The organism is Candidatus Neomarinimicrobiota bacterium (assembly GCA_022560655.1).
Classification (GTDB): Bacteria; Fidelibacterota; Marinisomatia; order SCGC-AAA003-L08; family TS1B11; genus JADFSS01.
This window is the reverse complement of the sequence record JADFSS010000011.1, coordinates 15,937-28,818: the sequence shown is the minus strand read 5'-3', so window position 1 is coordinate 28,818 and position 12,882 is coordinate 15,937. Positions and strand designations below refer to the sequence as shown.

Genomic DNA, 12,882 nt, shown 5'->3' with positions numbered 1-12,882 from the left:
ATAACCTGCACGCACCAGGGATGACCCGGTCCAAATGAGCCCGGAAAGCAGCGTCGAGCGGGGCGTCGAGGCCCTGGCACAGGTAGCCGTCATCGAAAAACGGGGGCAGCTCAGTAGTGGTGAGGTCGTTTACTATCGGCTGCTGGACGGGAGCCGGGAGGATGCTGACCGGCTGGCCCTGGAACCCCTGAATTTGGCGGTTGACTATTTCCGCAAAGATGAGCGGCGCTATGTGGTGATGCGCGCAAGGAACGGCTCCAGCCGGGCAATATCAAGAACCCACATCATCCTCTTTGTTGCGACGGTCATCACCACCCTGGCGGCAGGCGCCATATTGAATGGCAGCGACGTGTTCCGTCAGCCCTGGACTCTGCTGAGCGGCTGGCCGTTCAGCCTCAGCCTCATGCTGATTCTGGGCATTCACGAATTAGGCCACTTCTATTTTGCCCGCCGCCACAAGGTGGACGTGTCAGCACCCTACTTCATTCCGCTGCCGCCTCCGCTCACCTTCATCGGAACGCTGGGCGCCTTCATCAGGATGCGGGGGCCCATCCCCAACCGCAGGGCGCTGCTGGAAATCGGCGCCGCCGGTCCCATTGCCGGATTTCTGGCGGCGGTGCCGGCCCTGTTCCTGGGATTGCACCTGTCAACCGTGGTCCAAATAGAGGGGGCGGGCATTTTCCTGGGAGACAGCCTGCTGATGAAACTGGCCACGGCGATCATGTTTCCCGGTCTGGGCGCGGAAGAGGACGTGCTGCTGCATCCGGTGGCATTTGCCGGGTGGATCGGACTGCTGGTGACCATGCTGAACCTATTGCCGGTGGCCCAGCTGGATGGAGGCCACATCGCCTATGCCCTACTGGGCGACAGACAGGTCTGGGTAGGGCGGGCGGTGTTCCTGGCGTTGATCCCCATGGGGCTGCTGTTATCGCCCAACTGGCTCTTCTGGGGATTTCTTATTTTCGTGCTCATGCGCACCGTCAAGCACCCCCCGGTTCACGACGTTAATCTGCCGCTCACGGTGCCGGAGCTGCGTATCGGCATCGCCTGTCTGGTTATTTTCATTCTATGTTTTATTCCCGTACCTTTTCGCATGGTGTGAGATAAATATGCCGGCAGTAATTCAACAGATTACTTTGGTCGAGACAGACGGGGCCGCCACCGGGGCTGACCGCGACGAGCAGCTCATGGGCCAGGCACTGGCACTGGCTCGGCGGGGTATCGGCCGGGTGAGCCCCAATCCGCCCGTAGGCTGCGTGCTGGTCCGTGATGATCAGGTGGTGGGCGCAGGCTACCACCAGGAATTTGGCGGTCCGCATGCCGAGGCGATGGCCCTCAGCATGGCGGGAGCAGCGGCGCGGGGAGCTACGGCGTATGTCACCCTGGAGCCCTGCGCAGGCGACGGCAAAAAGACACCCCCCTGCGCCCCAGCGCTGATCGACGCAGGGATTGCCCGCGTGGTGGTTGCCGTCCGCGACCCCAATCCCAGGGTGAACGGCCGCGGGCTAAGCCTGCTCGAGTCAGCCGGAATCGACGTGATTGAAGGGGTTATGGGCCAGGTTGGCGCCCGGCTTGTGAGGGGCTTTGCCAGCTGGGTGCTCACAGGGCGCCCACACGTGATATTGAAAGTTGCCCGCACCCTGGATAATTTCGTGGCTGCCGCGCTTTCCGGGAACGGCTGGTTCACCTCACCGGAATCCAAAACCCGGGTACACAGGCTGCGGTCTGAGGTGGACGGTGTCATGGTGGGCCGGCGAACCGCCGAGCTGGACAACCCGCAGCTCACGGTGCGGGACTATCCGGGCGCAAATCCCAGGCGCATTGTTTTGGACACCCACATGCGGCTACGGCCCGAGCTGCGGCTTTTCAGCGACGGAGCCGCGCCCACGCTCGTCATGACGTCCGTGGGGACGACTTCTGAGACCCCCTGGGGCGAGCAAATCAGGGTGGCGGCTGCACCCGAGGGCGTGAACTTGGAACAGGTTTTGGCCGAATTAGGCGCCCGGGGAATGACCAGTGTGATGGTGGAGGGCGGTCCCACGGTGCACCGGGCATTTCTACAGGCGGATTTGGCGGACGAAGTGGTTATTTTCACGTCTGCGCGGAGCGCTGAGCAGAGCGTGCACGTTATCCCGGAACTGCGCAATGTCCTGTCAGTGCCGGCGGGCTGGACGGTACTTTCGGAAGAGCAGCTGGGTGGCGACCGGCTGGAGGTGGCGCAACGGGATGTATTACCCATCGCCGACCACGTCAATCGGACTGAGCGAAGGAGCAGCAACTGATGTTTACTGGCATCATCGAAGAATTGGGACGGGTGATCCGCCGGGTCACCGACAAGGATCATGACATCCTTGTCATTGGCGGGAAAGAGGTGTTTTCAGACTTGGCAGTGGGTCACAGCATCAATGTCAACGGTGTCTGCCTGACGGTGGACAAATTGGCTGCCCGCGAATTTACGGTGCATGTCATTCCTGAGAGCCTGAAGAGCAGCAACCTTGGCGATCTGAAACCGGGTGACAAGGTCAATCTGGAGCGGGCCGTGGCCGCCGGTGACCGCTTTCACGGCCACCTGGTGCAGGGCCACGTAGAGACGGTGGGCTATATCAATAATATCAGTGTGGATCACGCTGACGTGCGGATAACAGTGACCATTGAAATGCGCTGGCTGCGCTACTGCCTCACCAAGGGCTCCATCGCGCTGGACGGCATATCGCTCACCGTCGCCGACATCTCGCAAGAGGGCATCACGGTGGCGCTGATCCCCCATACTCTGGAACACACAACCTTGGGCATAAAAAAGGTGGGCGAGTCCGTGAATGTGGAAACCGATGTATTCGCCCGTTATCTGGAGCGGTTTCTCGAATTGGATTCTGATGACGAGCACTGGGATCTGGACCCGGATAGAATTCGCCATTGGGGAATCGGGGAGAGCTAATCATGTTTGCCGCCGTTGAGCAGGCCCTGACTGATTTCGGTGCGGGGAAAATGGTCATCGTGACCGATGACCGGGATCGTGAGAACGAGGGAGACTTCGTCATTCTGGCCGAAAAGGCCAGCCCGGAGAATATCAATTTCATGATGCGAGAAGGGCGGGGGCTGATATGCGTGCCCATATCTCTGGAGCGGGCGCGGCGGCTGGGTCTCGATCCCATGGTGCAGCGCAACACCGCACTGCATGAGACGGCCTTTACGGTGAGCGTGGACGCGGTCGAAAACACCACCACTGGCATCTCGGCCCAGGACCGCTGGCAGACGCTGCAGGTCATTCTCGATCCGCAGACTACCTCGAGCGATCTGGCCCGGCCCGGCCACCTGTTCCCCCTGATCGCGAAACCGGGCGGGGTGCTCCAGCGGGCCGGCCATACCGAAGCCGGTCTCGACCTGGCTCGGCTGGCGGGTGCGCAGCAGGCTGCTGCCCTGCTGGTGGAGATCGTGGATGAGGACGGTACCATGGCCCGGGGCGAACGGTTGAGCGCGATCGCTGAGCGGCATGGACTCAAGATGGTCAGTGTGGCCGAGATTATTGCCTATCGCAGGTCCACGGAGCAGCTGGTGGAGCGCCTGACAACCCTCCAGTTTCCCACGCAGGCCGGCGATTTTGAACTGTTTGTCTACCAGGACACCATCCATCAAGACACCCACCTGGCGCTGGTCAAAGGTGATCTGGGTGGGGACGAGCCGGTCCTGGTCCGGGTTCACAGCCAATGCCTGACCGGCGATATTTTCGGGTCCTTGCGCTGCGATTGCGGTCAGCAGCTGGATCAGGCCATGGCACGCATCAATGCTGAAGGCCGGGGGGTGATTGTCTATCTGCGCCAGGAAGGGCGTGGGATTGGACTCAAGAAGAAGTTGGAAGCCTACAAGCTGCAGGAGGAAGGGCTGGACACGGTGGAGGCCAATGAGCGTCTCGGTTTCAAGCCCGATCTGCGTGAATATGGCATTGGTGCCCAAATTCTGAAGGACTTGGGGGTGCAAAAGCTCCGGCTGCTTACCAATAATCCCCGCAAAATTGTTGGACTTGATGGCTATGGCCTGGAGCTGGTCTCCAGGGAAGCCATAGAAGTGCCAGCTAACGCCCGCAACGCCGGCTACCTGGCCACGAAGCGGGACAAACTGGGGCATCTGATTCTTCAATAGGCGCCGGTGGGAATGGCTGCATCCATTGCCGGAGAGGTTGCCCTGCAAGATCAGCAGATCGCCATCGTGGTGAGCCGCTTCAACCGCAAGGTGACGGAGCAGCTGCTGGCCGGGGCCGAGGCGGCCTACCTGGGGCATGGCGGGCACCCGGACAAGCTCACCAAGGTGTGGGTGCCGGGGTCGTTTGAGCTGCCGGCCACTGCCCGGCGTTTGGGCGCTTCCGGCCACTATGCCGGCTTGCTGACCTTGGGCGCAATCATCAAGGGGGACACGCTCCATTTTGAAGTGCTGGCTCACCAGGTGACGCGCGCCCTCCTGCAAGTTTCCATTGATGTACCTGTGCCGCTGAGTTTCGGCGTGCTGACCACATTGAGTGTGGAGCAGGCCCTTGAGCGCGCAGACCCCCAGACTGGCAACAAGGGCGGGGAGGCCATGGAAAGCCTCATTGAGCTGATCAGTCTCAACGCCAAACTCGCTTGGCCAGCCGGTTCCTCTTAATCATCGCGCTGACCGGCCTGCCTCTGCAAATGGGTTTTGGCCAAAGCCGGATAGGCGACTGGCGGCTCTTCACCTCCACGATTAGTCCCCAGGCATTGGTCTACCATGAGGGGCGGGTGTATATGGCCACCGGCGGGGGTGTGCTGGTCTATGATGTGCAGGCAGACGAATTTTTTGAGCTGGGTGTTGACCAGGGCCTGCGCTACACGGATCTGAGCACCCTGACAATCTCCGGTGAGTGGTTATGGCTTGGCGGCGCGAAGCCCAGGGGACTGATCCAGATAATGAGCCTCCTCACCGGTGAAGTCCACTTTGTGGACCTTAATCTCGAGGTTATTGACCACATCGTAGCCTTGGGCGAGCGTGCCTTTGCCACCTTCCGGCAGGGACAGGACGGGGGAATACTGGAACTGCGCTGGGATGGCCAGCGCTACAGCTATACCGACAACTACCGCAATTTTCCCTTTACGGTCACTGACATTCGGGACCTGGACGTATGGGGCGATTCCCTCTTTGTGACGACCGCGACGGGCGTACTGGGGAGCAATTTCCTACGCGCAAACCTTAAGGACCCACTGTCGTGGGAACGGATGACGCCCTCCGGAGAGAACAGAATCGTCCAGTACCATGTGGACTCGAGCGGTCATTACTATATGGTTCCCAACGAGCTGCACCGCAGGGACACGAGTGGCTGGGTCGTTCATCGCACCTACGGCGGGGGTGATCTGCGTCACCTGATGCGCCGGGAAAACGGTGATTTTGTCATATCGTACTCACGGCATTTGCGCTTTCTCACTTCCACCGGACGCCTCTTTGCCTCCAACACGGCGGCTGGCGCCGTTTTGAGCTACGCAGATGGCGAGGATGACGATATCGGCTACGTGGCCATCAAGGATCAGGGCCTGGCGCGCTACCACCACCCTTCCAGGAGCTGGACCCCGCTGGCCCCCAATACCATGGCGGGCAAGGGTTACTCAGCCGTTCTCAAGCTGGCTTCAGGAGATCTGGTTGCCGCCGGGTCGCGGGGCATCACCCGGTTCAACGGCACCTCGTGGTACAATCTGATGCCCGGGTTCCTATTTTTCTCAGGCCCGGAGGATGACCGCATCCACGGAAACGCCCAGGTCGTCGAAAGCCGCTACTTCCTTGCAGATACCATTTACTTTCGGGGTAAACAGTCCTGGAACATCCTTGAGCTGCCCAGCGGTGAAATTCTGGTCGGTTTCAAAGGCAACCCCCACACCGCTGGCGGCATTTTGAAGGTCGACCTGCGTGCTGTGGCCAGCTACGAAACCTACGACACCACTGGGGGGCGGCTGGACGGCCTGCTGGATGCAGGCAATGGGTTCGTGTTTATCACCGTGCGCCACATGGCAGCCGATGCCCAGGGCAACATCTGGATCGCGAATCCCTTTTCGCCGCTGGGGGAAAGAGTGATCGCCGTGCTAAAGACGGATGGCAGCTGGAGCCATTTTTCCGTGACCGACAGCCGGGGCAACCTGAATCTGGCGCCCACGGAGATCGCATTCGATGCTGGTGGCAGGGTGTGGATGGCCAGCGAAGTCAACAGCTTCTGGGGCAGTACGGGCGGCATAGCGGTGCTGGATTACGGCCCATCGCTGGATGACCGCTCCGACGATGTATGGACCCGCGTATCGGCGCGCCTGCAGGCTGATCATTCCAACACCGTTTGGTCGCTGGTATTTGATCACAACCAGGTCCTGTGGACCGTCACGCCCAATGGTGTCATGGGCTATACGGTTGACGCCAACCTGGTGCTGCGACCCTTTACGAATTTCGGGCCCTACCTGAGCGAGATACCCTTTGTGGAAGGGTCAAAAATCCGCGTGGATACCCAGAACAACAAATGGATAACGACGCCGCAGCACGGTCTATGGGTCATCCTGGACAACACCACTTTCTGGCCCAGTGTGGATGGTTTCAATACTGGAAACAGTCCTCTGCCATCCGACGAAATTCTGGACATCTTTCTGGATGACGAGGAGGGGATAGCCTACCTGGCAACATCCAAAGGGCTGGCGGCCCTGAAAATTCCTTTCAAGCGGACGGTGGCTGATTACAGCGAGCTGGTGATCTATCCCAGTCCCTACAGGATTCCTCCCGAAAAACCCGGCCTGGAGCTGGTGGTCGCCGGGTTGCGCCAGGGTTCGCAGGTGAAAATATTCACGCTTACCGGACGGTTGGTGCGGGAGCTGTCCGCGAATGAAGACGGCGTCCAATCCTATCAGGCCAGGTGGGATGGGCGCGACAGCTCCGGTGAGTGGGTCGGCTCCGGCGTCTATCTGATAGCGGCCTTCCGGGAGACGGGCGGAGCGGGCGTGGGCAAGGTGGCGGTGATCAGGAGATAGCCAGCGGCTTGATGCCGAATTCCGCTTCCAGTTCCTCAACGACCGCGCGAATCATTTCCCGCCGTTCCTGATGACTCATAAACGAGGACTTGAACCCGTTGATGATAATCTCGCGGAAGTCGTCAAGCGTCAGGCCGAAGGTTTCCTTGGCGGTGAGGTATTCCTGGGACAGGGTGGTGTTGGATACGAGGCGGTTGTCGGTGTTGAGCGTGACGCGGATGCCCTGGTCATAGTAGAATTTGAAGGGGTGCTCCTTCAGGCTGCGGACCGTTTTGGTGTGGACATTGCTGAGCAGGCATACCTCCAGGGCGATGCGATGGTCATTGACGTAGTTCATGAGATCCTGGTCTTCCAGGAGTCGCGTCCCGTGGCCTATGCGGTGGGCGCCGCAGTAGTGAATGGCTTGATGGATGCTTTCCGGGCCGAAGGCTTCGCCGGCGTGCAAGGTGGTGTTGATATTGTTTCTCAGGATCAGGAAGAATGCCTCCTGGTGGTGCTTGGCGGGGAAATTCTCTTCGGCGCCAGCTAGGTCAAACCCCACCACTCCCTTATGCTTGTACTGGACGGCCAGGTCCGCAAGCCGGAGCGACACTTCCGGCGATATATTGCGGATGCCGCAGATGATAATCCCGGTGCGGATACCCAGATCCTCCTCCGCCCGGTCCATGCCGCGCTTCACGGCCTCGATGGATTCTCCGCTGGTCATGCCTGCCCGCGTATGGAGAATGGGCGAGTAGCGCACTTCAAAATAGCGCACGCCGTCCTGCCAGACGTCTTCGCAGAGTTCATAGGCGGCCCGCTCAAGGGCCTCCGGCGTCTGTAGAACCTGCAGAGGTATCTCGAAGCGGTCGATGTAGTGCTCCAGCGATGCCACGCGACCGTGGATGGAGATCAGGGCACGGAGGTCGTCCACATTCTTGCTGGGCAGTTCAATTTTTTGCTGAGCTGCCAGGTCGAAAATGGTCTCCGGGCGTAGCGAGCCGTCCAGGTGGCAATGCAGCTCCGCCTTGGGCAGGCGGCGGAAAAAGTCCAGGTCTAGTTCCATGCGCCCGCTACGTTACGTACGCCGCCAGGCGGACTGCATGCAATGAGCGCCGCGGCCTGGAGCGCCTGCCCGTGAGGAGCTCTAGTCCCCATCGCTGCGGTTTCGCTGGGCCACATTGTAGAGCAGGTAGATGACAACCGCCAGCAGTATGACGCCGGGCCAGGGCCCAAAGGGGGGCGTTGCAAACAGGGCGTATTCAGTGGGTATGCTTTTCCAGGGGCTGAATTCCTTGATCATGAGCGGTAAGGCCAGGAAAATGCCCACCAAGGCCTCCCCCGTGATGAGCCCTGAGGCATAGAGCAGACCCGGCTGGTTGACTTTGTCCGAGTGGAGTGACCAGGACTTGCTGGTGAGATAGGCGATGACGCCGCCGATGAAGATGGGCACCACCAGATGGAAGGGCAGATAAAGCCCTATGGCCACGGCCAGCACCGGCGTGCGGAACGGGGATTGCCTGCCTTCCAGAATCTTGTCCAGAACGATGATGGCGGCGGCGATAATCCCACCCATAAAGATGTAGTTCCAGGGGAGGTCCTGGTTAAATACCCCGTTGGCGATACTGGCCATGAGGGAAGCCTGGGGAGCCTCCAGGGGATCAACGCCTGGCGTGACCTGCATGCCGATGCCGTAACGCTTGTGCAACAGCCACAGAATAGGCATCATCACAAATGCGGCGGAGATCGTCCCCACGGCCTGCATGACCTGCTGCTTCCAAGGCGTGGCGCCTACGATGTAGCCGGCCTTCAGGTCCTGCAGATTGTCACCACCGATGGCCGCCGCGCAGGCCACTACCGCCCCAATGAAGATGGCCGCTGCCGGCCCCACGTCCACATTTCCGTAGACCTTGAGAATGTAAAGCAGGAGCGCCGATGACAGGATCGTGGCGATGGTGACGCCGGATATAGGGTTGTTGGATGATCCCACCAGGCCGGCCATGTAGGCCGCAACGGCAGAAAAGACAAAGCCCGCGAGCAACATAAACACAGCCATTAATGCGGTGATGAGGACGTTATGAACGACGGTGAGGTAGATGGCAAAAATGGGCACTAATGCGACCACCAGTGCGACCAACACCCAGGGCAGGGGTGTATCCATTTCGGTGCGCTCCACCTTGGATTCGCCCGGCCGGCGCGACTCACGGTATACTTCCATGCTGGCTTTGATACCCCGAACCACGGAGTGGCGCAGATTGATCAGGGCCCACAGGCCGCCAACGATCATGGCGCCCACGCCCAGAAATCTCACAACGTTGTTGTGCAGATAGATAACCGCATCGTTGGCACTGTCGAAGATTACGTCAGGGGGGATCTCATGGCCGGGTCCCATGATGGGCAGGGCCAGCCACCGGCCCATAACGCCGCCGGCAAAGACGAGGGTGGCGATATTGAGCCCTACGATGTAGCCCACTGAGATGAGCGCCGGCGACAGATTAATCTGGAACGAGAAGTACGAGCGCCCAATGGCCGCGGCAGCCGACAGTTTGGCGGACCAGAGGGCCAGACCCTCAGCGCAAAACTTGAAGACGGCGCCCACAACGGCGGCCTGGATCAGAAAGTTCAACCCCTTGGCACCGGACTCGCCCGACTTCAGCACCTCGGCGGTGGCGACGCCTTCCGGGTATTGAAGATTTTCCTCCACGATGAGGGCGCGGCGCAGGGGAATGGTAAACAGCACACCCACCAGTCCCCCTGTGGCGGCGATGCCGGTGATGATCCAGTAGTGATCGGCGAAACTGAATTCTGTCCAGTAGCCCATCAGAATGAGCGCGGGGATGGTAAAAATGACCCCGGCGGCGAGAGATTCGCCCGCTGAGGCGGCCGTTTGAACGATGTTATTCTCCAGTATGTTGGAGGTCCTGAAGAGGCGCAGTATGCCCATGGAAATCACCGCGGCAGGGATGGAAGCCGACACAGTGAGGCCGGCAAATAGCCCCAGGTAGGCGTTGGCGCCGGCCAGGATGATCGACAGGACGATCCCCAGAATAACGGCTTTAAGCGTGATTTCCGGAAGGGGTTTCATCAAGCAACCTCTAAAATAAGTTGGCCGTAAAGGTAAGCACGAGGGTAAGAGGGTGACAATCTCTTTGCGCCCCGTCCCGCTGGCCTGCCAGAGGGCGGGCTTTGGCCACTGGCCGGTGAAGCCGGCAGCGGTGCAATTACATGGTGTAAACGCCTTGGGGTCATTAACTTGTGGGCCTGTGGGGTGCTGCTCCAAAATGCGGGCGGCTGAGAAGACACCCATTGAACCTGAACTGGATAATACCAGCGGAGGGAAGCATGCAATCGAATCCTATCTGGCGTCGGATCATTGTCTCGGCGCTTTTCCTTGTCTTGGCACCCGCGCAACTCAGCGCGGGCTCGCGCGTTCATGCCCGCATCACCGATAGGGACACCCAGCTGGGCATAGCAAGGGTCAACGTGGTCATCGTGGGCACCGACGTGGGCACCATCAGCGACCCGGAGGGGTGGTTCCGTTTGGCGGTGGAACCGGGCCAGGTGCTGCGCCTGACGCATATCGCCTATGAGCCTCTAGATGTGCCGGTGACTCAGCAGACCGTGGCGGCCCCTGAGCCGCTGCAACTGGCCCTGAACGCCAGATTGCTGCTGGGGGAGCCGGTGTTCGTAACGGCCACGCGAGCCGAAGCGGGCCAGAGCCCCATAGCCTTTACGACGCTGGGCCAGCGCGACTTCGCCTCAGCCGGCGTAGATGACGTGCCCATGGCCCTGAGCGGCGTCCCCGGTGTGTATGCCTTCTCCGACGCCGGCAACGGTGTCGGCTACACCTATTTGAAAATTCGTGGCTTCGATCAGGACCGCATTGGCGTGATGATCAACGGCATCCCCCTCAACGACCCCGAAAGCCACCAGGTGTACTGGGTGGACCACGGGGACATTCTGGCCGGCAGTGGCGAAGTGCAGATACAGCGGGGGATTGGGAATTCGCTGTATGGTACAACCTCATTGGGGGGCTCGGTGAATCTGATGACCAGCCCCCGGGCGCTCCCGCCGGGGCTAACCATGAAGGCGGGCTACGGAGACTTTACCGACCGGGGCTTTGTCTCCCCCAGCCGTAAGCTGGCGGTGCAGTGGTCGGGGCAGCCGCTGGCGGGGCAGGCACTCACGCTCTATGGGCGCTACAGCGGTATCCACAGCGCAGGCTATCGCCTGGGCAGTGGCACCCGGCAGGACGCGGGGCACCTCATTGCCGAGCGCCTCCGACCCCTTTCAAGCACCAAACTGGAATTGATCTCCGGTTCCGAAGTGACCCACTTCTCTTGGGATGGCATCAGTCCCCAATTTGATTTTGACCTGGATGACCGTGAATCCCGCCGCTACAATTTTTACTCGGATCCGGAATACAATGGGGGCAGCAAGGATGCCAACCGGGATGTTTTCAGGCAGAACATCCTGTCGCTACAGCACGCCGTGAAGCGCGATCAGGGCCTGTTCTCGGTGACCCTATACGGAGTGTCGGGGCGCGGCTTTTACGATCAGTTCAAAGGGGGGCGCGATGTGTGGGAGTATAATCTCAAGCATGTGCTACCGGACACCGTCCAGAGTGTCGATCTCATGCGTCGGAAGTGGCTGGTCAACGGCTATTGGGGGGTGATCCCGCAGACTACCCTGCGCAGGTCGTGGGGCACGCTGGTGGTGGGCGGCAGTTTTCGCAGCTATGGGGCAACTCACTTCGGGGAGGTGCGACCGGTGGACGACGGGCATGATTTTTCCGGGCCGGTAGAATACTACCGCTACGCGACGGCCAAGACCAGCGGGTCGGTATATGTTCACTCCGTATTCCGGCTGGGGGCGAGCCTGTCGGCGGTGGCCGATCTAGGCATCACGAGGCACCGCTATCAGTTTGATCAGGAAGAAATAGGGGCCTATACGCAGCCCTATCAATACGAATTGGCCTACACGTTTATCGCTCCCAAGGCTGGACTCCATGTTGTAACCGGCAGGCGCACAGCCGTCTACGTAAATCTGGCCCGGGCCCAACGGGAACCGGCTGACAGCGACATCTATGATGCCGACGATCCCTGGGCGGTGCCGGCCCTGGACGGGGCGCCCGCGGTCCGTAAAGACCTGGATACACCCCTGGTCCAGGCCGAAGAGCTGTGGGACCTGGAGCTGGGCTGGACGTATCGCTCCCCCGGGTTGCGGGTGACCACCGGCCTATACAACATGTGGTTCCAGAACGAGCTCATCCCCCTCAGCTATCGCACCATCACCGATGACGGCGTCCTGAAACATGGTAACGCCGACCTCACCGTGCACCGCGGGCTGGAGGTTGAGTTTTCCCAACAGCTCACGGACCAGCTGGCCCTTGACGGTTCCCTGACCGTGGCCGACAACCGGTTTGTGGACTACACCACCTTCGAGTGGCAGGTTGACTCCTCGGTGAACCACGGGGGCAACCAAATTCCGGGCCATCCCCAGAGTATGGGCCGCCTGCGGCTGAATTGGACGGTCGATTGGCTGGAACTGTGGGGCGAGGCCCGCTTTACGGGCAGGATTTTCATCGACCGGCAGAATACGGCGGAAGCGGCCATCGATCCCTCGCGGGTGCTCAATATTGGGCTGGTGCTGCGGCCCGCCAGGTTGCTCGGCTTGCGGCCATCAGCGGCGACCCTCAGCTTTAAGGTCACCAACGCCCTGGATGCGCTGTACGAAACGTTCGGGTACAACTACTGGGATTGGGATGATGGCCCGTACCGGGTGGACGTCTACTGGCCGGCGGCCACGCGCAGCTATTTCGTCGAGCTGGCACTGCGACTGTAACGGTTAAACCACCCGCGGCAGGCGGCCCGACCGCGTCTTGAGCGGGGCGACTGCG

9 protein-coding genes and 1 riboswitch are annotated in these 12,882 nt (G+C 60.5%); of the genes, 7 read left to right on the top strand and 2 right to left on the bottom strand.

The annotated features are described in order from the left end of the window. Window positions 1-34: 34 nt before the first annotated feature. From IH971_03215 to IH971_03190, 6 genes are read left to right on the top strand one after another with little or no spacing between them, the layout of a single operon-like run. Window positions 35-1,102, top strand: coding sequence for a site-2 protease family protein (locus IH971_03215; GenBank protein MCH7496845.1), 1,068 nt, complete (start codon window positions 35-37; stop codon window positions 1,100-1,102). A gap of 7 nt (window positions 1,103-1,109) precedes the next feature. Continuing rightward, window positions 1,110-2,282, top strand: a complete 1,173-nt coding sequence (gene ribD, locus IH971_03210; GenBank protein ID MCH7496844.1) for a bifunctional diaminohydroxyphosphoribosylaminopyrimidine deaminase/5-amino-6-(5-phosphoribosylamino)uracil reductase RibD — start codon at window positions 1,110-1,112, stop codon at window positions 2,280-2,282. After that, window positions 2,282-2,935: a riboflavin synthase gene (locus tag IH971_03205; GenBank protein ID MCH7496843.1), complete on the top strand. Its 654-nt coding sequence runs from the start codon at window positions 2,282-2,284 to the stop codon at window positions 2,933-2,935. The genes ribD and IH971_03205 overlap by 1 nt, the downstream gene beginning before the upstream one ends. Window positions 2,936-2,937: 2 nt before the next feature. After that, window positions 2,938-4,137 (top strand): bifunctional 3,4-dihydroxy-2-butanone-4-phosphate synthase/GTP cyclohydrolase II, encoded by a 1,200-nt coding sequence (locus IH971_03200; GenBank protein MCH7496842.1) that lies wholly within the window; start codon window positions 2,938-2,940, stop codon window positions 4,135-4,137. Window positions 4,138-4,149: 12 nt separating this feature from the next. Further along, window positions 4,150-4,635, top strand: coding sequence for a 6,7-dimethyl-8-ribityllumazine synthase (locus tag IH971_03195; GenBank protein MCH7496841.1), 486 nt, complete (start codon window positions 4,150-4,152; stop codon window positions 4,633-4,635). Continuing rightward, on the top strand, window positions 4,614-7,004 hold the full coding sequence (locus IH971_03190) for a hypothetical protein (GenBank protein MCH7496840.1): 2,391 nt from the start codon (window positions 4,614-4,616) through the stop codon (window positions 7,002-7,004). The genes IH971_03195 and IH971_03190 overlap by 22 nt, the downstream gene beginning before the upstream one ends. Here IH971_03190 and add read toward each other — a convergent pair. Then, the gene (gene add, locus IH971_03185; protein MCH7496839.1) at window positions 6,994-8,049 is read right to left on the bottom strand and encodes an adenosine deaminase; all 1,056 of its coding nucleotides are present in this window, start codon (window positions 8,047-8,049) and stop codon (window positions 6,994-6,996) included. The two genes, IH971_03190 and add, sit on opposite strands and share 11 nt — an antisense overlap. Before the next feature lie 81 nt (window positions 8,050-8,130). Continuing rightward, window positions 8,131-10,068 carry an oligopeptide transporter, OPT family gene (locus tag IH971_03180; GenBank protein MCH7496838.1) on the bottom strand — a complete coding sequence of 646 codons (1,938 nt, stop codon included), beginning with the start codon at window positions 10,066-10,068 and terminating at the stop codon, window positions 8,131-8,133. Window positions 10,069-10,237: 169 nt separating this feature from the next. Beyond that, window positions 10,238-10,341: riboswitch (TPP riboswitch) on the top strand. Here IH971_03180 and IH971_03175 point away from each other — a divergent pair. After that, the gene (locus IH971_03175; protein MCH7496837.1) at window positions 10,326-12,827 is read left to right on the top strand and encodes a TonB-dependent receptor plug domain-containing protein; all 2,502 of its coding nucleotides are present in this window, start codon (window positions 10,326-10,328) and stop codon (window positions 12,825-12,827) included. Its footprint overlaps the riboswitch before it by 16 nt. Window positions 12,828-12,882 lie beyond the last annotated feature (55 nt).

Bases quoted from the DNA above. Each gene is read 5' to 3' on its own strand.
- IH971_03215 (MCH7496845.1), top strand. From the start codon at position 35: ATGAGCCCGGAAAGCAGCGTCGAGCGGGGCGTCGAGGCCCTGGCACAG.
- IH971_03195 (MCH7496841.1), top strand. From the start codon at position 4,150: ATGGCTGCATCCATTGCCGGAGAGGTTGCCCTGCAAGATCAGCAGATC.
- IH971_03205 (MCH7496843.1), top strand. From the start codon at position 2,282: ATGTTTACTGGCATCATCGAAGAATTGGGACGGGTGATCCGCCGGGTC.
- ribD (MCH7496844.1), top strand. From the start codon at position 1,110: ATGCCGGCAGTAATTCAACAGATTACTTTGGTCGAGACAGACGGGGCC.
- IH971_03175 (MCH7496837.1), top strand. From the start codon at position 10,326: ATGCAATCGAATCCTATCTGGCGTCGGATCATTGTCTCGGCGCTTTTC.
- IH971_03180 (MCH7496838.1), bottom strand. From the start codon at position 10,068: ATGAAACCCCTTCCGGAAATCACGCTTAAAGCCGTTATTCTGGGGATC.
- add (MCH7496839.1), bottom strand. From the start codon at position 8,049: ATGGAACTAGACCTGGACTTTTTCCGCCGCCTGCCCAAGGCGGAGCTG.
- IH971_03200 (MCH7496842.1), top strand. From the start codon at position 2,938: ATGTTTGCCGCCGTTGAGCAGGCCCTGACTGATTTCGGTGCGGGGAAA.